Genomic DNA, 19,380 nt, shown 5'->3' on the forward strand with positions numbered 1-19,380 from the left:
GATCACGGGTGTGCTCACTCGTTCCAGTTGAATGGGGACTTGCGCTTGTCCGGCGGGGCCTCCGGGAGGATGTCGATGAACTCCTTGCGGAACTGCGCGTGGAACTTCACCATCTCGGTGGCGGACCCGGCCTGGAGCTCGGCCGCGCGCTTGAGCCGCTTGACCACGCGCCGGGCCCGCAGCCGCACGTCGGGGGCACCCAGCAGTGCGAGCACCGCATGGCCTTTGAAGCTGCGGATCAGCACGTGGTACAGCTCCTCGGATGCGGTGGCGAACTCCTCGCCCATGTCGCGTGACAGAACGCGGCCGACCTTGGCGTAGTCGGTGATCGCGGTCGGGCCCGTGAACGGGATGCTGGCCAGCTCCGGAATCCGGTTGCGGGTGCTCAACGGTCCTCCAGTAGTTCGACGTCGAAGACGTACGGCTCGATCGCGCGGGAGTCGCTGGGGGTGCCGTAGAGGGCCAGCCGGTACACCTGGCGGCACCAGTGGGCCATGCGGCGCGCGTGCCAGCGGATGGTGCGGGTGCCGAGCCAGGCGGCGATCAGCTCGTCGGCCGCCTCGGCGAGCAGGCACAGCACGGCCCAGGCGAGCCGCAGATCACTCATCGCAAGTCGTCCCTTCGGGAGTCGATGGAGGCGCGGGCCCACAGGCCGGCGCCCAGGGCGACGCCGAGCGCGACGGCCGCCGCCCAGACGCCGACGATCGGCCCGGCGCCGGCGCCGGTGAGGGCGAGCGCGGCGGACAGGCCGAGGCCGACCAGCGCGCCGAGGGTCGCAGCGACCGCCAGGTACCGGGTGAGGAAGGGACCCTGCTCGGGCGGGCGGTGCACCATCACCCACCACCCCCGGTCGCGACCGGATCCGCGACCGGTCGCGGCGGTGCCGGGACGCCCTTGTCGTCGAATTCCCAGCCCTTGTCGATCAGCTGCGTGCGGGCGTCCTGGATGCATCCGAGCGCCCAGGTCTCGGAGAATCCGGTCAGCTCCGCAAGCTCGCGCTTGGACATCGGCTGGCCCTTCTTCGCCCTGGTGATCCAGAAGCGGATGGCCCGGCGTTTGTCCTGCTCATCCGGCCGCGACCGGTCGCGACCAGTTCCGCGACCGGTCGCGACCGCCTCCTCGTCGGCACCCGGTTCCGCGGCCGCATCGGCGACCGGTTCCGCGACCGGCGAGTGATCGACTCCGGGGGCGGCGACCGGTCGCGGCTGCGGTCGCGACCACCTGGTCAGCGAGGCGAGCCAGGACCGGCCTTCCGGCGACGGCGGCGGAAACCCGACGCCCTGGACGAGCCGGTCGCCGTCCGGGGCGCGACCGGTCGCGGGGGTGGTCGGCGACCGGTCGCCGGTCGCGACCGCCTCAGGGGGCAGGCCGCGCAGGCGGGCGGCGGTGTTGAGGTTCAGCGCGGCGGCCAGCATGACCGCCTCGCTCGCCCGGGGGCGGCCCGTAACGGCCGGGTGGTCGTCGTCGGCCCAGGGCGCGGGCGCGGTCGCCAGGACCTGGGTGAGGTCTTCGCCGCCGCCCAGGGTGGTGGCGATGTCCAGCAGCCGGGCGCGGGTGGCCGGGCTGGTGGCCAGATCCGTGTGCTCGACGGCCTGGTCCAGGGCGCGGTCCCGCCGCGCGACCGCGGCGCCGAGCGCCTTGGGCTTGGCACCGGCGGCGCGCAACTGGTGGACGCGCTTGGCAGCCAGCGCGACGCGGGTGAGCCGCCGGTGGGTGTCGACCTCGGTCACGGTGCGGTCGCCGGCCTCGGCCAGGCCCAGGCGGACCATCGCCCGTTCGGGGGTGAACCGCCACTTGATGCGGGAACGGCCGGTGATGCGGTGTCGCTCGATGGCCATGCCGCGCTCCCACAGCCACGCGGCGACCAGCGGCGCGGCGAGCCGGAAGACGGCCTCGGCCGGGCTGCGCGCGTCCAGGCTGGACAGCACTGCGGTCAGGCAGGCCAGGACCCATACGGCGATCCCGTCGATCCCGGCCGCGCGGTTCTCGCGCATGCTGCGGCGCGCGCGCACCGCGCTGGCCAGGACGGCCAGCTCGATGAACGCGAACAGCAGCGCGCGCAGGGGGCCGTCCATGCCGAGGACGTCGCCGGTGAAGCGCCACATGCCCTGGGCTGAGACGCCGGTGGCGATGGCGGCGACGGCGTTGGTCAGGATGTCCTCGAACGCCGGGCGCCGCTCGGAGGCGTTCCACGCGGCGCGTACGGCGGCCACCACGGCCCGGCCCAGCATCCAGGCGAGCAGCAGCGCGCACAGGCCGCCGACGATCCACCAGACGTAGAGCGGCGGCAGATAGGCGGTCATCGCTTCCCGCCCTTCCCGTCGGTCTTCGGCTTGTTGGTCTGGATGGGACGGCGCGCTTCGGCCGCGGTGCGCGCCTTGCCGGTGGGGCTGTGCAGCGGCTTGCCGGTCTTGGGGCCGGCGCCGGCGGGCCACTGGCCGCGCTGCGGGTGGGCGCTCACCGGGCGCTCCGGCGCACGGGCGTGATGCTCGGGCGGTCGGAGCGGGCGGCGGCGACCTTGGCGAGCAGCGTCCAGGCCAGGCGCTCGGCCTCGTCCAGGAGCAGCTCGTCAACGGTGCCGCGCAGGCGGATGACGGTGCCCGCGTCGCCGTCGCGCGACAGCAGCAGCTCGCCCTCGGCTATGGCGGTGGGGGAGCTGTGGCAGATGCCGCCCTGGGGGTCGGCGGGGAGCAGGCCGCCGAGGGTGGTGTCGTCGTGGTGGGTGCACCAGGGCGCGCATCTGGCCCTACCCGTGGGCGCCAGGGTCGTACTGTTTCCCATTGGGTCTTCCTCCTGGTGGACGTCGGTCATGGGGTGTGTCAGGGGGTCGATCAAGGGCTCGGCCGGTGTGAGCGCACCAGGCCGGGCCCGGCCCTCAGATGGCGCGGCCGAACAGCAGGTCTTGCCACAGCAGCTCGGCGTCGCGGTGGCTCATCCGGTGGGTCTCGAACCGGCCGCGCCGGTCGACGCGCGCGATGTGCATCTGGCCGCCGCCGGCGATCATCTGGTACACCGTCGCCCGGCACGCGCAGGTCCACTGCACGGTCCGCCGCCTCTCCTCCTGGGACTGCGGCTGAAGCCAGGTGATCCGCCGCGCGGCGCGCGCAGCGGGTGCGACGTGCGGCCCGTGGTCGGCATGGCCCGAGGTCATCTCCATCACGTCGGGGTGCCATCGCGGAGCAGGGTGAACCAGATCGTCTTCCCGGTGGGGTAGGGCCAGACCCCCCAGCTGGCCGCCAGGGCGCGCACGATGGCCAGCCCGCGGCCGCCGATGTCCTCCAGGTCGGCGTTGCGCGCGGCCAGCGGGGTGGTGCTGCCGTCGGTGATGGCCCCGATGAGGGCGGGTCCGGCGTCGTGCAGGGCCATGACGACCGGCGCGGTCCCGTGGACCAGGGCGTTGGTCACCAGCTCCGAGATGACGAGCTCGGCGTCGTCGACCAGGTGGGGAAGGCCCCAGTCGGTCAAGGTCTTGCGCACCATGGCGCGGGCCTCCCCCACCATGGCGGGGTCGGAGGGCAGGGCCCAGGATGTTGCGTTCATGTCGGCTCCGAGAGCGATCCCCACGCGTCACGCGAGGGGGGACAGGACGTGCCCGTGGAGCGCGCGGAGGCCTGCGTTAGGCCCTGCTTTGGGGCACCGGGAAGGGTCTGCGCCTGTATGAGCTTGGCGAGCGTGTCGAGATCGTCAGCGCGCACCGAGCGGGTCGAGGACCGGTGCTTCGCCCACCATCGGTCGCAGATCTGCCAGACCAGCCAGTCGGGATAGGCCGATCGGAGCTCGTTGATACGCGGGAGGGTCATCGGATCCTTACTCTCCGTAGACGGGCGCTAGGCTCATACTCGTACTGTGATACCGGATTTGCAAGACTGACGAGAGCATCACAGCCAAATTCGAATACTGAAAAACGCGAAGCGGTTTCGGGCCTTCCCCAGACCCTGCTAGGAGGTCGTACGTGACCTACAGCCCTACAGTCCGCCGACGCCGACTATCGGCCGTTCTGCGTCAATTGCGCAGAGAAGTCGGACTCCATGCCGACGAGGTCGCCCGGCGGCTGGAGTGGACCCCATCCAAAGTGACGCGAATCGAACGAAATGAATGGAAACTTCCATCCGTTCGAGACGTGAGAGATCTCCTAGACATCTACGAAGTAACGGACGAAACGCGGCGAGAGGCCATCCTTACTCTCACCCGAGAGGGCCGGCAGCGGGGATGGTGGGAGGAGTTCAAAGACGTACTGGTAGGGGGCAGCCTGCCGGAGTTCGAGGCCGAGGCCCACAAGATTCACTCCTACGAGGCGCTGCTGATCCCCGGCCTCCTGCAAACCGCCGAGTACGCGGCCGCCGTCTTCCGGGGCGGCCAGGTACTGGACCCCGGTCTCATCGACCGCCGTGTCGAAGCCCGCCTGACTCGCCAAGCGATCCTCGATCGAGATGACCCGCCGATGCTGTGGGCGCTGATCGACGAGTCCGCCCTGTCCAAGCACGTCGGCGGAGTGGAAGGGATGCGACGGCAGATCCGCCATATCGCCGAGATGGCCGCGCGGCCCAACATCGCCGTACAGGTCATCCCGCACGCGGTGGGGGCTCATGCAGCGATGGAGAACTCGTTCTCCATCCTGGAGTTCGCGAACCCCATGGATCCGACCTTCGTCTACATCGAAACGATCACTGGGGACATGTATCTGGAGCTGCCCGAGCAGGTCAGCCGCTATACGCTGGCCTATGACCACGCACGCGCATCGGCATTGTCGGCGGACGCGTCGGTCGCGTATCTGGCCGACCTGGCCGACCAACTGAAGTAGGTGTACAGGATGGACCTTCCCAAGTCCGAAATCGCCTGGCGTAAATCCTCATACAGCGGAGCCAACGGCTCGAACTGTGTAGAGGTGGCCACCCTGCCCGGCGGTCGACGTGCCGTCCGCGACAGCAAGAACTCCAGCGGGCCCGTTGTGGCCGTCACGCCCAGCGAGTGGCAGGCGTTCCTCGGCGACGTCAAGGGCGGCAAGTTCGAGTAACCACACCAAAAACGGCCCCCGGAGATTACTCCGGGGGCCGACGAACCTTCCCATAGCCAGGTTAGATGACCGGCACGGATCTCTGAACAGCCAAAACGGGCGGGATTCGCTCGCCGATCTGACGCAGTCTCGGACGGATGACGCGCGCGGGTCCCGCGCCGTACTGTGGGGGCATGAGCGCTCAGCCCGTCCACCACGAGGACCCCCGCGACCCCGAGGTGATCCTGCGGGACCTGCCCGAGCGTGAGCGCGCCGAGTTCCTGCGGCAGTACCGGGCCGCGGTCGACGCCGCCCACGAGCCCGCCGGCTACCGGGAGCTGCAACGCTTGCTGCGGCACTGGAGCCTGGCGGTGGTGGCCACCAATCAGCCCGGCTACTACGAGGCCATCGACGACGCCCTGAACGACGTCGGCCGCTTCGTGCCCCTGGACGTGGCCCTGGCCTCCGAGTTCACGCGCCGACGGTGAGTTACCAGCCCGTTCTGTCGGAGCGGGCGCTGGCCCAGATGGGGGGCTTCCCCTCCGACGCGCTCAGCGCGCTCGGCGAGACCATGGCGCTGGTGTGCCGCGACCCCTACGACCCGCTCGTCACCATGCCCACCGCCGAGCACGCCCAGCTGCGCCGCGCGGACTTCGGCGACGGCCGCGGGTTCGTGACGTTCCTCATCCTGGACGCGGTGAACGTGGTGCGCGTCATCGACATCACATGGGTCGGCTGACCGGGCTTCGCCGATCTACGAGGCGATCAGGGTTCCGTCGGGTTGCTGCCTGTGACGCGAACCAGCCGCCCACCACCCGCGGCTGCAGGTTCCACGCGCCATCCCACCGGCCACACGTGATCAGCGCTCAGGTCATGTACCACAGCGTCGTCAAACCGGGCGTCCCGGGAGAACGTCGCCTTGTCGAACCCGGCCTCCCCGGAGAAGGTCGCGTCGGCGAACCAGGCGTTCTCGGAGAAGATCGCCTCGTTGAACCCAGCGTGCGCGGAGAAGGTCACCCCGTTGAACCCAGCGACCCCGGAGAAGGTCGCCTTGGTGAACAGGGTGTCCCAGGAGAAGGTCGCCTGGTCGAACCCGATGTCCCCGGAGAAGGTGGCCTTGTCGAACCGGGTGACGTCGGAGAAGGTCACCTGGATGAACCAGGTGGTCCCGGAGAAGGTCACCTCGGCGAATTCGGCGACGTCCAAGAAGGTTGCCTGGTCGAACAGGGTGACGCCGGAGAACGTCGCCTTGCCGAACCAGGCGCGCCCGGAGAACGCCACCTCGTCGAAGCGGGTGTACCGAGAGAAGGTCGCCACGTTGAACCAGGCGTCCCCGGAGAACGTCGCCTCGCCGAACCGGGTGTCCCCCAAGAACGTCACCTCGTTGAAGCTGGCGGTACCGGAGAACGTCGCCTTGAGGAAGTCGGCGTCCCCGGAGAACGTCGCCTTGCCGAACCAGGCGTCCCCGGAGAACGCCACCTTGTCGAAGCGTGTGTACCCAGAGAAGGTCGCCTTCTCGAACCCGGCGTCCCCGGAGAAGGTCGCCCGTTCGAAGTTGGCCGTGTGGATATGGCAATCGGAGAAATCAAGGTCGATGAGGGTGGCACCGGTCAGGTCGATGCGAATGTCCGGCCAGAAGCGGGGTGGCGGGGGTGTGGTGGTGCGCTGGTCGGCGGGGCGTTCGTCGCGTAGGTGCTCTTGCAGGATGCGCTGGGCGGTGAGGCGTACCTGGCGCTCTCCTTCCAGGTCCTGATTGTTGGACGCCGTAGTGGACACGGGATCTGCTGGGGCAGGTCGGCCCGCAGTTCGGGCGGCGTGGTAGCGGCGGCGGGCATCGAGGAGCGCGGCCTTGCGCACTTGCTCAGGATCCTCCGGCGCGGGTGGGGTCGGCGGGGTGTAGGGCATGCGCAGGTAGGCGCAGATGACGTTCACGATGGTCTGCCGCTGGGCGTGATTGTCCTGCGCGAGGCGCTCCAGGGCGTACAGGCCGGCTAGGCGGACGGCGGCCTTGCCGTGGCCGAGCTGTTCGGCGGCCTTGGTGTACAGGTCGGTGACCCGGCGCTCGGTGGCATCGTGGGCAGTGTGCGCCGCGACGATTTCCTGGTGGTGCTGGCGGCGGAAAGCCAGAGCGAGCGTGATGGCGGCGCCGACACCGGCGCCGGCGGCCAGGGCGGTGCGCAGAATCTCCCCTCGCACACTCGTATCGCCGGGCGGCGTGGGAGAGCCGGGCGGCACTGGTACGGGCGGCGAGGTGGCGGCGAGGTCGGCCAGCAGCCACCACAGCGTGCCCCCCACCGCGCCGCCTACCAGCAGCACCGCCAGCAGGACCCACCAGACCGCGGCCCTCGGCGTCCGCAACGCCACAGGAGCGGTATCCGAGGCAGGGGAGGCGGAGGCACCACGGCGGGGCAGTAACGGCATACTCCCCATTTCACCGCGTCACCTCGCGGCTTGCCCGACCTTCGGGATCTTTGGGCCGAAGAGGCAGACAGAGGGTGCGGCCTCTCACTGAGTGGCTATCCTGGGCAGCGTGGAGCCCCGGCGCTGGGGAAGGCGTCCGGGGCTCTCGCATTCCCACTAGCGGACGGCCCACTCCAGCGGGTTGCCCTCCTCGGGCTCATAGCTCACCAGATTGGCCCGTGTGCCCTTGGGCACCTCGAACGGGATCCACCCGCGCACGCACCGGCCTTCCTTCACCTGCCGGTTTTGCGGATAGAGCGGCACCGCCCACCACTCATCACTCCACGAGCTCATCGCTTCGGTCAGCACTCCGTCGGCGGACTGCAGGGCCCAGGGCGACCACGACACCGAGACCGTCTCGGCGGTGGTGTTCTTGGTCACGCAGAACTTCACCTCGATTCCGGCGTACTGGTAGCCCTTGCGCTCGGGCAGGCCGGCGATGACCGCGCGCAAGGGCTGGCGTGTCCGTAGGACGGTCACGCGGGACTCGATCCCCTCGGCGAGGTGGACCTGGGTGGTGTTGAGCCGGGGCGGGGAGGTGGGGGTGCTCTCGGCGATGGTGCGGGAAGTGCCGGCGGCCGTCGGCGCGGTGGGGCTCACGGGGGCCGGGGCGGGGGAGTTGCCGCAGGCGGCGGCGAGGGCGGCGAGCGCGGCCAAGGCGTACGCGTGACGGGGAAGGATCACCGGATGCTCCTGTCAGGGGAAGTGACAGGGAGTGGGACGCCGGTCACGCTCGGATGGTTGTCACGGCCGAGGCGGGAGGTGACGGTCCGGCCGCCACGGTGGGATGTGGCGGCCGGTCGAGCCGAGCATAGCCCGATGGCCTGCCGGACCGTGCCGGACCATTGCCAGACCCAAGGGTCCGGCAATGGATGTCATTCATCGTCTGCGACCGGCAATGAGTGTTACTCGAATGCCCGGTTATGCAGCACTTTTGGCAATGAGTGGCGCTGTCCGGTACCACGTGATCGTCAATTCCAAGGGACTTTTAATCCGTAGGTTCAGGGTTCGAGTCCCTGGCAGTGCCCCTTAATGAACTGGGCAGACTCCCAGATCTCGTGATCGGGAAGCCTGCCCAGGGTTGCAGTTCGGGTTGAAGTTGTTAGCACGGGGTTGCAGTCGCCGGCCTCAGTCATCCCAGAGCGCCCGGCCTATTCGCGCCGCCGCATCGCTCGCCAGCTTGGACGTGACGTGCGTGTACCGCTTGGTTGTGGTGCCCGAGGATCTCCTGCACGACGCTGATGTCCACGCCCTGCTCCAGGAGCAGCGTGGCGGCCGTGTGCCGGGCGTCGTGAACGCGGGCGTCCTTCTCGACCCGGCGGCCCTTAGAAGTCCCTTCCATTCGTCCCAGTCGTCGCCCGGGTCGATAGGGCTCCCGTCGAGTCGGCACCAGACGAGATCTATTCCTCGCCACTTCTTTCCGGCCGCCTTCTCCTCCGCCCGCTGTGCTTCCCGCTGGAGCTTCAGAAGCGGGATGAGCGGCAGCGGAATCAGCGCCGTCCTTTTCCCCTTGCCTTTCGGCTTCACGAACGCCGAGCCGCCCACGCGCTCAGGGCACGATGGCGCGTGGCCGGTGCAATCCGAGGGGCAGAACTTCGGGCACTTCCCGCCATGCTGCCGACACCGCGGAGGACACTGCCGAAGGCAGACGTGCCGCCGCGCAGTCGCTCGCGATAAACCCGGCGACGTCGGTGGTCATCCCCGCGATAATGGCCGACGTGGAGGAAGTCGAGGTCGTCGTCGCCCATCAGGAGCGCGCGACCCTGCGCGTCGGCGACGTGTTCCTGAAGATCGACGCTGATCAGACGCGCACCGACGTCGAGGTCGAGGCGATGGCCATGGCGCCGATCCCGACTCCGGAGGTCCTGTGGCGGAAGCCGCCCGTGCTCGCGCTCGCCGCCCTCCCAGGGACGGCGCTCGGCCGCCTCGGCGAGCCGTCGCCCGCGTCGTCGGCGGCGTGGGCCGCGGCGGGTGCCGCCGCACGGAAGCTGCACGACGCGCCGCTGCCGCCATGGCCCGGTCGGAGCCTCGACGAGGTCGCATCGCAGCTCGACGGCGAATGCGAGTGGCTTGTCACGAATGGCGTCCTTACCACCGACGTGGTCACGCGCAACCGCCGGGTTGCCGAGGCTGCGCTCCGGCCGTGGACACCGGTGTTCACGCACGGCGACCTGCAGGTCACCCACGTGTTCGTCGACGGTGACGAGATCACCGGCGTGATCGACTGGTCCGAGGCGGCACAGGGCAATGCCCTGTTCGACCTCGCCACATTGACGCTCGGACGCGAGGAGCACCTTGGCGACGTCGTCGCCGGCTACGGCACCGACGTCGACCTCGACGTGATCCGCGCGTGGTGGTCGTTGCGAAGCCTGCTGGCGGTCCGCTGGCTGATCGAGCACGGCTTCGACCCATGGCCCGAGGTCGCCGTGCTGAGGTCCCGGCTGTGAGGCTGATGAGCCCGACGGCTACGAGTGCCGTTCTGCCGCATCGAGCGGGCGATCTCCTGAAGCGCGTCGTCTTCCGGACCGACGAGGTCATGGTCCTCGAAGATCCCGGACAGGACTGGCCAAGGCCGTCGACGCCTACGCGCTCTCGGGACTCGAAGGCATCCGTAAGCCCGATGTTGGCCTGTTCGAGATCGCAGCCAGGCGCTGTGGCGCGGCTCTCGCGGACGGAGGATGGATGATCGGCGACCATCCCGTTGCCGACGTCCATACAGCAGTCCTGTACACCCCCACGGGCGTGGGGAGGACACCGGTCCAACTCCTACTCGCCGTATGGCAGCTGGGCCTGCACCCTCATGACGGTGCAGGCCCAGCGCGGTGGTGTCACTTAGGTGATACCAGGTCAGTTCACTTGATCACTGCGAGGGCGTCGACGACACCAGCGCCGAAGAAGCTGTTGTCGTCGACGGTGCCGGTGCAGGCCGCGGTGTTCTGCGGGCACGGCTTGGATTCGGCCCGCGCCTTGAGCTCACTGATCATCTCGGCCGGCGACCAGGACGGGTGCGCCGACTTCATCTGCGCCATGACGCCGGCGACGTGCGGGCTCGCCATCGACGTACCGCTCTTGGTGCCGTAGCCGTCGGCCCCCGTCCGGGTGCTCCACGTCGTCGAGTAGATCGACGAGCCGGGAGCCGCGACGTCGATCTTGCCGAGGCCGTAGTTGGAGAAGGACGACCGGACGCTGCCCAGCGTGGTGCCCACGCGCTGTAGGGATGCGACCGTCACGACACCGTCGAGCTCAGCCGGGATGTCGTTGCAGTGGTTGTTGATCGTGCGCACGGTCGGCTTCGGCGCGTCGTTGGGGCTGCCCGTGTCCACGGTCTTGTTGGCCATGTCGTAGTTGGAGTTGCCCGCCGCAGCGACGTTGACGACGCCCTGCTTGGTGGCCCACTCCACGGCGCGCCGGACGGCCTCCTTGCTGGCGGCCTGGTCGGGCTGGTCATCACACCAGAACTCGAACGGGTCGATGTAGTAGGAGTTGTTCGTGACGTCCATGTGCTTCAGGCCCGCCCACATGAAGCCGCAGATCGCGTACTCCGGGTAGATGTAGCCGTCGTTGTTGACTACCTTGACGGACGCCATACGCACGTTCGGCGCGACACCGACGATGCCGATGTTGTTGCGGGCGGCGGCGATGGTGCCGGCGACGTGCGTACCGTGGTCGCTCGTCGTCGGGCGCCAAGCCAACGGCGTCTGATCCGGACGGCCGACGTTAGTGCAGTTGACCGAGTTCGCGACGTCGATGTTCGCCTTGAGGTCCGGGTGTGTCGGCGAGATGCCGCTGTCGAGCACCCCGACGAGGACGTTGCGGTTGCCGTCGGAGACCGCCTGCGCCTGCGGGGCCTTGATCATTTGCATGTCCCACTGGACGCCCTCGTTGGGGTCGAGGCTCTCGCCAGGCTGCGGGTCGGACGGGATGTCGCCGTTGTCCGGCTTCTTGGCACCCTTCTTGTACCCGCTGGCGCCGGGGCCCCACGGCGGGGCCAGTTCGGTCGGCGTCCCCTCGGAGACCCCGGCCGTGCGGGTGGCGCCGACGGAGGCGACCGCGTTGTTGCCCTTGGCGGCGACGTTCGCGCGGAAGGCCGCGCGGTCGGAGTGGGCGACGACCACGCCGATCTCGGGCCAGGACTGGATGACAACACCACCGGCGGCCTCGACCGCGCGCTCAACGAGACGAGTTTGGCCGGGGTTGGCGATCCGGGCGTTGACGACGTAGCTCATGAGCATCCCGTCGGGGATGTCCACGTTGACCGGTGTCGACGTCGGCTCGTCGGTGGTGGCCGCGCTGGCCGAGTCGATCGCGCCTCCAAGGAAGGCGGCACCCACCATGGCAAACGCCGCGGCGGTGGCCGCGAGACGTCGCTTGGGCAGGGCATGCTGCATGCGTTGCTCCTTGAGCGGTGAGGCCGCGGCACCCATCGCCGCGGTCTGGCTGACCCCGATTCCGGAAGCCCGAAATCGCCCCGAATCCAGCCTTTAGAGTTGGTTGGTGACGGTAACAGCTTGATAGTGAAATGTTCAAGAGCTCACCGAGGAAGGCTGACCGGACCAACCTGCTGGCCGACGATCATGCGCTTCCGAATGGCGCTTCCGGGCTTCGTGTGGGTCCGGTGGGGGTGATCAAGCGCCGGGACGCAGGATCGGGGTATGCGCGACACGGAGTTGTACCAGCACCTGCTGGGCCTGACCGCGACCCACCCCAGGCATGCTTGCTGTACAGCAGCGCGTACAGCAACGCCGCCTTACGCGATCACACCTCGCCGGGCCCGGATCTACCGGTCGAGCAGGGCGGCGAGCCATCAACGAGGGGCCTGCCCTTCCCTACGGAGGTCCGAGTCTTCGCTGGCGATTCTGGCGACTCTGGCGATGCACCCCGTGGTGGCTCTGGGCTGGTCCGCGCTCGGCTCCTGATTTCGTCTCACCCGCCTGCGAAGATCTTGAACTCCATTCCCCTGAAGCGACGGAGTTCCATGACATGAGCGATGGACGGCCCGCGGGCTCCGACGTGTACAGCTACTAAGCACCCGCGGCACTAATGCACACTCGTCGTCCCAAGGCGCGCCGTCGCCCGGCCATGCAACCTCACTGCAGGCCGGAGCGGGTTCGCCGGCCTACCAGGACAATCAGCCCTATCTGAATGAGGAGTATCACCAGCGCGATCAGCCCCGATACGGCGGACATCTCCTCCTCCGAAATTCCGCCGACGCAGTCCGTTATGTTGCCTCCCGCATATGTGACGCAATCGCGTCCGAGGATCATCACCATGAGGTACCAGTTGGCGAGCAAAAGCGGGACCGCGCCCAGGAGTACGGCCGGCGTGATGTACTTCCCCCTACCGCCTGCTGGGTTCCTCCTCGCCGGAACAGGTTCGAGAGGGCTGGGCATATCCAAATCACGGCTCACTCGGACACATAAGCACAGGCAAGCGATCACGACAATGTCAGTACTGTCGAGTGGGTGGTGATCCGCGGTGCACTTCTCTTCTGGCGGTCCCGTCCTCCTCACGGGTCGAGTGTCCCGGTCGACGCCGCCGAGTCAAGGGCGCCTTCGGCGTGGCTTCGCGGTCAACTTCGTTGCCGTCGGACAGGAAGATCGTGGGTCCGTGGAGTGAGGGCCCGGCCACTCGGGGCCGGCCGGTCGGTTGTCGCGCTCGAGGCGGCTCAGGCGCGCGGGGTCGGGCCGGTCGAGGCGAGAAGTAGCTCGGAGCGGTTCCAGAGCTCGCGTGCGAGCGCGGCGTCTTTGGCCTGTTTGTCGTTACGGCGGGCGGGCTTGCGCTTCTCGTAGTAGACGCCGGACTGCCAGTCCTTGCCGGGCGTGGTCTCGGCGAGCCAGACGAGCTGGCCGGCAGCCTTCTCGGGGCTGGTCATGAACGCGCGAGCGATGCGACTGCGAGAGATATGCCTCAAGATGCTGTCGGAGTCGGTCGCGAAGCCGGTGGCAACGGTCCCCGGGTGGAAGGCGGCACTCGAGATGCCGTGATCGTGGAAGCGGACGTGGAGTTCCTTGGTGAACAAGATGTTCTCCAGCTTCGTGGTGCCGTAGGCGAGTAGCGGAGTGAAGTCCTTGTCGTGGTCGAGGTCGTCGATCACGAGCCGGCCGGCCAGGCGCGCCCCGACGCTGGAGGTCTGGATGACGCTCGCCCGGCTCGCCACCAGCCTGTCCATGAGGAGCTGAGTGAGCAGGAAGGGCGCCAGGTGGTTGACCTGGAAGGTCTTCTCGAACCCGTCGACGGTCTTGACGCGGTCGCCGAAGATGCCGCCGGCGTTGTTGGCGAGCACATCGATGCTCGGGTAGGAGGCATTGAGGTCAGCGGCAAGCTCGCGCACGTCGTCCAGCCGGGCGAAGTCCGCGACATGGAAATCGGTGCCGAGCTCGCGGGCGACGGCCTGTGTCTTCTGCGGCGAACGGCCGACGATGACGACCCGGTGGCCGTGGGCGTGGAGTTGACGGGCCGCCGCGGCACCGATGCCGTCACTCGCGCCGGTGATCACGATCGTCCTGTGTGAGGTGGTCCTAGGCATGTGACTCCCTCTCTGAATCAACCCTTGGCAGGTAGCAGCATATGCCGAACTTGTCACTGACTGTCAATTAGTGCGGGCAGTGCTATGATTGTCGCATCATGAAGGATTCTCCTATGGGGCTGCGCGAGCGGACCCGCCGAACAGTCCAGAAAGAGATCGCCGAAGCCGCCCAGCGGCTGTTCGTTGAACGTGGGTACGAGGCCACGACGATCGACGACGTCGCCGCAGAGGTCGGCATGTCGCCGCGCAGCGTCTTCCGTTACTTCGCGACCAAGGAAGACATCGTGGTCGGGAAGCTGGGCTTCGTCGCCGAGGAGATGCTCCAGGCCCTGAGAGACCGACCTGCCGATGAGCCCGTATGGGAGTCGCTACGCAGGATCTTTGACCTCCTCGTCCCCCACGTCGACGCGCCCGGCAAGCGCGAAGTGGCCGACCCCATGCAGCGCATCGTGTTCACCACCCCGGCCCTTCTGGCCAGCTACCTGGAGAAGCTGCACGTCATGGGGGACGCCGCCGAAACGGCGATCCGCGACCGCGCACAGGCGGCCGGAAAGCCGTACTCTGACGACGATCCGACACCGCGCGCGCTCGTCGCGGGCGCGTTCGGCTGCCTGCTCGCAGCCCAGAAGGCATGGCTGGCCGGCGGTGCGAAGCAGAGCTTCGCCGAGGCCATCGATCAGGCCATGGCCACCATCGGACCCCGCTGAGCAGAGTCATGGTCGCGCTGTCCGCCCTGCCGCCGGTACGTGGCCCCTACCAGCCGCCGGCTGCGTGAGTCGCGGGCAAAACCCCCGCGTTCGTCGTCACCGTGGCCCATGCGACCCGGGCCGGCTGACCGAGGTCGGCGCTCCTCTGCGGTGCTGGGTTCCTCCCGGAGGGTTGCGGTGGACTGCGCAGGCTGATTGGGTTGCTTGCACTGGAGTTCAGCGCATTATGGGTCTTTCGCATCGGGATGGGACTTCGTCGATGACGCCCTTTTCGATCAAGCTCGTTCACGAGCAGGACCGCATCCGCCTGATCTTGCATGGCGAGCTGGACAGGGGGACGGTCTCTCGCCTTGACGATGCGGTGGAGGAGGCACTGAGCGGCGGCTGCCGGCATCTCACCGTTGACGTCGCTGGTCTGAGCTTTTGCGACTCCTCGGGGTTGTGGGCGTTGCTCCGGGCACGGCGAGCCGTGGCAGCGGTCCAGGGCAGCATGGAGTTGACCAACGTCCAGGGTGTGCTGCGGCGCCTGCTGGACCTGACCAGGCTCGGCGAGGCCTTCACCATCGACCCCGGCCCTGCCGCCTCCGGCGACGCCTAGCACGTCGACTGCCACACCTGCGGAGGCACCGGGCTCGTCGGCCTGCGTGGTAACCCTGTCACCGCCCGCGCGCCGCACCGTATGAGCCGTCAGGGGCCGGGTCCATGTGACAGGCCAGAAGATGGCTAACGAGGTTCAGGAGGCAGTTCACCCACCGGCGCGACGCTATGCGTTCCGGCGCCCGTGCATCGCCAAACGGCCATCTCATGGCCCAGCTCGGCGCGCAGGCCGAGACCGTGGGCGGAGCAGACCGGCCAGACTCCCCAGATCATCTCCATGATCACTTCTTGGGTGGCGTCGGCGACGCTCGCGAGCGCCCATTGAGGGTCGCTTCCCACGCCGGGCCGAATGCCGTTGCCGTGGTGAATGCCCTGAAACTCCACCCAGGCCTGGCCGCTGTCGTCCCACTCGGGACTGACCAGCCGGAGCGTCCCGCTGAGTCCCGTGGCCCGAACGTCACGCTCCACCGTCATCAGCGCCTGCTCCAGCGCCGTCCACAGACGCGGTTCCAGCGCGAAGGTCGGCTCGAAACCGGTGTCGCGAAGAAGGTCCTCGCCCAGCCGGGTCAGGTCCTGCGCTGTCAGGTGGGCGGTGGGCCGTTCGAGAAGTTCTCGCGTAGCAGGCGTGCGCATGCCCCATTCCTCCAGCAGGCAGGCCAACTCGATGACGGGTTCGGCGTTGAGGCCGCCGTCGCGCAACGCCGTGTAGATCCGGCTCCTCAACTCGTTGGCGACCTGCTCGGCTTTTTCATGGGAGTGCACGCTGCAGTGTCACCCGCTGCGCGGGTTCGGGCAAAGGCTTTTCCGCGCGGGCGGAGAACGACTGGGCAGCCGCGCGAGTTAGTGCCTCCCGGGGCCGGTAGCACCTCATCTCGCCGCCGCAGGAATGTTCAGTCGGATCGGAAGGGCCGGGAGGGCGGCGGCGCCGGTGATAGTGCGGGATCCGCCCCCAGTTCACCAGATCGTGGAGGAGGATCGATATGCCTGATGGATGGCAGTGGGACAGCACACTGTTTCGGGGAAGTGCGGCCTACTACGAGCGCGGACGGCTCCCGTACGCTCCGGGCTTCGCCGAAACGCTGGCCGCGGCGCTCGGCCTGGACGGACGGGGCCGGCTTCTCGACGTCGGCTGCGGGCCGGGAATCGTTGCGCTCGCCCTGGCGCGGTTCTTCGCCGAGGCGGTCGGGATCGACCCGGATGCGGACATGCTGGCCGAGGCCGGGCGACGGGCCGAGCGTCGTGGGGTGACCAACGCGCGGTGGGTGGCCGCCCGCGCCGAGGACCTGCCGGCCGGTCTGGGTGGGTTCCGGGTCGTGGTGTTCGCCCAGTCCTTCCACTGGACGGATCGGGATCGTGTCGCCGCGACCGTGCGGGAGATGCTGGAGCCGGGCGGCGCGTTCGTCCACATGAGCGACCTGAAGAATCCGCCCGCGGAACCGGTGCCACCGCCGCTGCCCGCTCCCCCGTACGCGCGGATCGGCGACCTGGTGCGCCGGTATCTGGGCCCGGTACGCCGCGCGGGTCAGGGAACGCTCGTCAACGGCACGCCGAACCGTGAGGATCTCGTCCTGGCACGGGCCGGGTTCGAGAACTTCGAACGGCATATCGTGCCAGCCGGGGAAGTGGTCGACCGCACCCCGGACGACATCGTGGCGTGGGTGTTCTCCCGATCCGACTCCGCCCCTCACCTGTTCGGCGACAGGCTGGAGGACTTCGAGCGGGACCTGCGCGAGGTGCTGCGACACGCCTCGCCCGACGACCGCTTCGCCGAGCGCCTTCCGGCAACCGAGATCATGACCTGGCGCAAGCCACAGGGCGAGCGGTGAGCCGGGACGTGCCCGCCGCCGAGGCGGGCACGCCGTTGGGCTACGGGCGGTGACGCGTCAGTGACGCGTGATCGCCACGACGGTGTACGGGGTGGTCGGGGTGGGAGGTGTGGTGAAACGGGCGTTGGGGAGGTAGAGGCGGTCGTGGAAGGCCGCCACGGTGGTGGGGACGTCGAAGCGGGGGTCGGTCAGCTTGCGGACGACCCTGCCCGAGGCGGCGTCCTTGGCCAGGTCGAGGGCCGTCACGGTGTTCAGGCGGTTCTGGACGACGTAGAGGGTGCGGCCTTCCAGGAGCAGCCCGTCGCCGTTGACGAGGGATTCCGCACCGATGTCCACCATGGTGGCGACGCCGGTCGAGGGGTCGACGCGGAACAGCTTGCCGGTGTTGGACTGGACGACGAGCAGGGCCCTGTGGTCGGGGGTCGGGGCGATGCCGTTGGCGTTGTTGCCGGTCGTGTAGACGATGTCGCCGCTCAGCGGCACCTTCACCGCCTCGCCCGGCAGCGCTCCCCCGCGTCCGAACGGCAGCTTGTACAGCACGGGGTTGGCCGAGTCGGTGAAGTACGCCGCGTCGTGGGTGAGCACGACGTCGTTGACGAACGAGGTGCCGGTGGCGAGCTGGTAGCTCGCGAGCACCTCGCCGCTCCGGGTGTCGATCACGCGGGCGTTGCCGCCGGTGCCGCCGGCGACGAACAGCCGGCCGCGCGCGTCGACCTTGAGGCCGAGCGACGGGGTGCCCGGCCCGGCGTTGAGGATCCGTCCCTGGCCGGTGCGCAGGTCGGCCTGGTAGATGGCGCCGGTCGCGCGCGAGCCGAAGTACGCGACCGGGCCCGGGCCGATGGCGATCCCTTCCGGCTGGAAACCGTCAGGGAGGGAGAACTCGGTGGGATAGGCCGACTTGGTCAGAGAGGCAGAGGCGGCGGAGGCACCTGGGCCGGCCTCGGCCGCCACTGCGGGGGCTCCCGCGAGCACGGCCAGGAACCCCGCTAAGAAAACTGCCACCTTCATTGAGGACGTCCCATCTGTGGCGGGTGCAGTGATTTACCGAGATGCCCTCCTGCGCGGTGGATATAACGCGTGGCGCCCGGCCGATGTGCTCCCGTCACGCGTGTCAGGGCTTGTACGCCAGGCCGCCGTAGCTGGCCACCTCCGGAGGCTCGCCCCAGAGGTTGGGTTCGGGGCGCCAGTGGGCGACCGAGGTCACGCCCGGGTCCAGGAGTGTCAGGCCGTCGAAGTAGCGGGCGATCAGGGCGGGGCTCCGTGCTGTATAGGGGATGACGCCGCTGCGCGCGTTGTGGCTTCGCAGGGCCTGGACGTACGCCGGGTCGGTGTCGGTGCCGTCGTAGAGGGCGAGGTAGCTGCCGGAGGGCAGGGCGTCCATGAGCCGGTTCACGATCGCGCGCGTCTCGTCGTAGTCGGTGACCAGGCCGAGGATTCCCATCAGCATGAGCGCGGTGGGCCGGCTGAAGTCCAGGGTCTTGGAGGCCGCGCGCAGGATGATGTCCGGGTCGCGGACGTCGGCCTCGATGTAGTCGGTGGCCCCCTCGCGGGTGCTGGTGAGCAGCGCCTCGGCGTGCACCAGCACCAGGGGGTCGTTGTCCACGTAGACGATGCGCGAGTCGGGAGCCACGCGCTGGGCGACCTCATGGGTGTTGTCGACGGTGGGCAGGCCGGTCCCGATGTCCAGGAATTGGCGAATGCCGGCGTCGTCGGCGAGGAAGCGTACGACGCGCGTGAGCATGTGGCGGGAGTGGCGGGCGATGTCGACCATGCCCGGGAAGACCTCGCAGATCGTGTCCCCCGCCGTGCGGTCGACGGGGTAGTTGTCCTTCCCGCCGAGCAGGTAATTCCAGATGCGGGCCGAGTGGGGCACCGAGGTGTTGATCCGTCTCACCGATGGCCCCGGGGCCTGCGCCGAATCGCCCGTCTCGGGCGGCGCCGATGGCTCGGACGTCTCGGATAAGCGGCCCGGGGTGTCCGGCTCGTCGACCATCGAATTCTCCTGCGCGTCGTGTCTTTCCCGTGAGGTTACGCCGGTTGACCCCCTGCGGTCATCCGCCAGGTCATCCGGGTCCTGCCGTCGGCCGATCGATTCTCGGCGACCGCGGCGCCAGGGCGTCCCCCCCCCTGTCGTGGGGGTCACTGAGCCCATTTCACCGTGATGCTGCAGGTCACAGGGTGGCGACAGATCCGTTGTCTTGATCGAGAAGTAAAGAAGCCTCTGGTAGAAGGGTTGTCGACCAAGATCAACCATCACCAGAGGCTCGCATG

At 68.7% G+C, this 19,380-nt stretch carries 25 protein-coding genes and 1 tRNA gene; 9 read left to right on the forward strand and 17 right to left on the reverse strand.

Going from position 1 to position 19,380, the window contains the following annotated elements:
* Positions 1–14: 14 nt before the first annotated feature.
* The 8 genes from DQ384_RS38335 to DQ384_RS38365 all read right to left on the reverse strand — a co-directional run bounded on the left by DQ384_RS38335 (position 15) and on the right by DQ384_RS38365 (position 3,540).
* A complete protein-coding gene (locus DQ384_RS38335) occupies positions 15–389 on the reverse strand; it encodes a hypothetical protein (protein WP_114033795.1) in 375 nt (124 codons plus the stop codon).
* Positions 386–607 carry a hypothetical protein gene (locus tag DQ384_RS38340; RefSeq protein WP_114033796.1) on the reverse strand — a complete coding sequence of 74 codons (222 nt, stop codon included), beginning with the start codon at positions 605–607 and terminating at the stop codon, positions 386–388. Before DQ384_RS38340 ends, DQ384_RS38335 begins: the two co-directional genes overlap by 4 nt.
* A complete protein-coding gene (locus DQ384_RS38345) occupies positions 604–834 on the reverse strand; it encodes a hypothetical protein (RefSeq protein WP_114033797.1) in 231 nt (76 codons plus the stop codon). Before DQ384_RS38345 ends, DQ384_RS38340 begins: the two co-directional genes overlap by 4 nt.
* Positions 834–2,303, reverse strand: coding sequence for a hypothetical protein (locus tag DQ384_RS41885; RefSeq protein ID WP_181871649.1), 1,470 nt, complete (start codon positions 2,301–2,303; stop codon positions 834–836). Before DQ384_RS41885 ends, DQ384_RS38345 begins: the two co-directional genes overlap by 1 nt.
* Entirely contained in the window at positions 2,300–2,461 is a 162-nt protein-coding gene (locus tag DQ384_RS41890; protein WP_181871650.1) for a hypothetical protein, read from the reverse strand. The genes DQ384_RS41885 and DQ384_RS41890 overlap by 4 nt, the downstream gene beginning before the upstream one ends.
* Complete coding sequence (locus DQ384_RS38355) at positions 2,458–2,781, reverse strand: hypothetical protein (protein ID WP_114033798.1); 324 nt, start codon at positions 2,779–2,781, stop codon at positions 2,458–2,460. The genes DQ384_RS41890 and DQ384_RS38355 overlap by 4 nt, the downstream gene beginning before the upstream one ends.
* A 94-nt stretch (positions 2,782–2,875) precedes the next feature.
* Positions 2,876–3,157 carry a hypothetical protein gene (locus DQ384_RS38360; protein WP_147269060.1) on the reverse strand — a complete coding sequence of 94 codons (282 nt, stop codon included), beginning with the start codon at positions 3,155–3,157 and terminating at the stop codon, positions 2,876–2,878.
* The gene (locus DQ384_RS38365; RefSeq protein WP_114033800.1) at positions 3,157–3,540 is read right to left on the reverse strand and encodes an ATP-binding protein; all 384 of its coding nucleotides are present in this window, start codon (positions 3,538–3,540) and stop codon (positions 3,157–3,159) included. Before DQ384_RS38365 ends, DQ384_RS38360 begins: the two co-directional genes overlap by 1 nt.
* A 412-nt stretch (positions 3,541–3,952) precedes the next feature.
* Here DQ384_RS38365 and DQ384_RS38375 point away from each other — a divergent pair, with 412 nt between their 5' ends.
* The 4 genes from DQ384_RS38375 (at position 3,953) to DQ384_RS38390 (ending at position 5,732) form a co-directional block, all read left to right on the forward strand.
* Positions 3,953–4,801 carry a helix-turn-helix domain-containing protein gene (locus tag DQ384_RS38375; protein ID WP_114033802.1) on the forward strand — a complete coding sequence of 283 codons (849 nt, stop codon included), beginning with the start codon at positions 3,953–3,955 and terminating at the stop codon, positions 4,799–4,801.
* 9 nt (positions 4,802–4,810) lie between these two features.
* Positions 4,811–5,014, forward strand: coding sequence for a DUF397 domain-containing protein (locus DQ384_RS38380; RefSeq protein WP_114033819.1), 204 nt, complete (start codon positions 4,811–4,813; stop codon positions 5,012–5,014).
* Positions 5,015–5,187: 173 nt separating this feature from the next.
* Positions 5,188–5,481, forward strand: coding sequence for a DUF6247 family protein (locus tag DQ384_RS38385; RefSeq protein WP_114033803.1), 294 nt, complete (start codon positions 5,188–5,190; stop codon positions 5,479–5,481).
* Entirely contained in the window at positions 5,478–5,732 is a 255-nt protein-coding gene (locus tag DQ384_RS38390) for a hypothetical protein (RefSeq protein ID WP_114033804.1), read from the forward strand. Before DQ384_RS38385 ends, DQ384_RS38390 begins: the two co-directional genes overlap by 4 nt.
* Before the next feature lie 26 nt (positions 5,733–5,758).
* On the opposite strand, the gene DQ384_RS38395 is transcribed toward DQ384_RS38390, so the two are convergent.
* Positions 5,759–7,357 (reverse strand): pentapeptide repeat-containing protein, encoded by a 1,599-nt coding sequence (locus DQ384_RS38395; protein WP_114033805.1) that lies wholly within the window; start codon positions 7,355–7,357, stop codon positions 5,759–5,761.
* A gap of 213 nt (positions 7,358–7,570) precedes the next feature.
* Positions 7,571–8,137 (reverse strand): DUF4352 domain-containing protein, encoded by a 567-nt coding sequence (locus DQ384_RS38400; RefSeq protein WP_114033806.1) that lies wholly within the window; start codon positions 8,135–8,137, stop codon positions 7,571–7,573.
* Between the two features lie 244 nt (positions 8,138–8,381).
* On the opposite strand from DQ384_RS38400, the gene DQ384_RS41895 reads away from it, so the two are divergent.
* A tRNA-Lys gene (locus DQ384_RS41895) sits at positions 8,382–8,480 on the forward strand.
* A 105-nt stretch (positions 8,481–8,585) separates the two neighbouring features.
* Here DQ384_RS41895 and DQ384_RS44350 read toward each other — a convergent pair.
* The gene (locus DQ384_RS44350) at positions 8,586–8,795 is read right to left on the reverse strand and encodes a tyrosine-type recombinase/integrase (RefSeq protein ID WP_114033807.1); all 210 of its coding nucleotides are present in this window, start codon (positions 8,793–8,795) and stop codon (positions 8,586–8,588) included.
* A 367-nt stretch (positions 8,796–9,162) separates the two neighbouring features.
* Here DQ384_RS44350 and DQ384_RS38410 point away from each other — a divergent pair, with 367 nt between their 5' ends.
* Positions 9,163–9,900, forward strand: coding sequence for a phosphotransferase family protein (locus DQ384_RS38410; RefSeq protein ID WP_181871651.1), 738 nt, complete (start codon positions 9,163–9,165; stop codon positions 9,898–9,900).
* Between the two features lie 405 nt (positions 9,901–10,305).
* On the opposite strand, the gene DQ384_RS38420 is transcribed toward DQ384_RS38410, so the two are convergent.
* The 3 genes from DQ384_RS38420 to DQ384_RS38430 all read right to left on the reverse strand — a co-directional run bounded on the left by DQ384_RS38420 (position 10,306) and on the right by DQ384_RS38430 (position 13,979).
* The gene (locus tag DQ384_RS38420; RefSeq protein ID WP_114033808.1) at positions 10,306–11,841 is read right to left on the reverse strand and encodes a S8 family peptidase; all 1,536 of its coding nucleotides are present in this window, start codon (positions 11,839–11,841) and stop codon (positions 10,306–10,308) included.
* A 699-nt stretch (positions 11,842–12,540) separates the two neighbouring features.
* Complete coding sequence (locus DQ384_RS38425; protein WP_114033809.1) at positions 12,541–12,843, reverse strand: hypothetical protein; 303 nt, start codon at positions 12,841–12,843, stop codon at positions 12,541–12,543.
* A gap of 275 nt (positions 12,844–13,118) precedes the next feature.
* Complete coding sequence (locus tag DQ384_RS38430; RefSeq protein WP_114033810.1) at positions 13,119–13,979, reverse strand: SDR family NAD(P)-dependent oxidoreductase; 861 nt, start codon at positions 13,977–13,979, stop codon at positions 13,119–13,121.
* Between the two features lie 113 nt (positions 13,980–14,092).
* Here DQ384_RS38430 and DQ384_RS38435 point away from each other — a divergent pair, with 113 nt between their 5' ends.
* Complete coding sequence (locus tag DQ384_RS38435; RefSeq protein ID WP_181871652.1) at positions 14,093–14,686, forward strand: TetR/AcrR family transcriptional regulator; 594 nt, start codon at positions 14,093–14,095, stop codon at positions 14,684–14,686.
* Positions 14,687–14,945: 259 nt separating this feature from the next.
* Complete coding sequence (locus DQ384_RS41900; RefSeq protein ID WP_181871653.1) at positions 14,946–15,284, forward strand: STAS domain-containing protein; 339 nt, start codon at positions 14,946–14,948, stop codon at positions 15,282–15,284.
* A gap of 125 nt (positions 15,285–15,409) precedes the next feature.
* Here DQ384_RS41900 and DQ384_RS38445 read toward each other — a convergent pair whose 3' ends face one another.
* Entirely contained in the window at positions 15,410–16,045 is a 636-nt protein-coding gene (locus tag DQ384_RS38445) for a hypothetical protein (protein WP_114033812.1), read from the reverse strand.
* 218 nt (positions 16,046–16,263) lie between these two features.
* On the opposite strand from DQ384_RS38445, the gene DQ384_RS38450 reads away from it, so the two are divergent.
* Entirely contained in the window at positions 16,264–17,109 is an 846-nt protein-coding gene (locus DQ384_RS38450) for a class I SAM-dependent methyltransferase (RefSeq protein ID WP_114033813.1), read from the forward strand.
* A gap of 57 nt (positions 17,110–17,166) precedes the next feature.
* Here DQ384_RS38450 and DQ384_RS38455 read toward each other — a convergent pair whose 3' ends face one another.
* Both DQ384_RS38455 and DQ384_RS38460 read right to left on the reverse strand, forming a co-directional pair.
* The gene (locus DQ384_RS38455; protein ID WP_114033814.1) at positions 17,167–18,117 is read right to left on the reverse strand and encodes an NHL repeat-containing protein; all 951 of its coding nucleotides are present in this window, start codon (positions 18,115–18,117) and stop codon (positions 17,167–17,169) included.
* 103 nt (positions 18,118–18,220) lie between these two features.
* Positions 18,221–19,102, reverse strand: a complete 882-nt coding sequence (locus DQ384_RS38460) for an SAM-dependent methyltransferase (protein ID WP_114033815.1) — start codon at positions 19,100–19,102, stop codon at positions 18,221–18,223.
* Positions 19,103–19,380: the final 278 nt, after the last annotated feature.

Source organism: Sphaerisporangium album (assembly GCF_003323745.1).
Taxonomy (GTDB): domain Bacteria; phylum Actinomycetota; class Actinomycetes; order Streptosporangiales; family Streptosporangiaceae; genus Sphaerisporangium; species Sphaerisporangium album.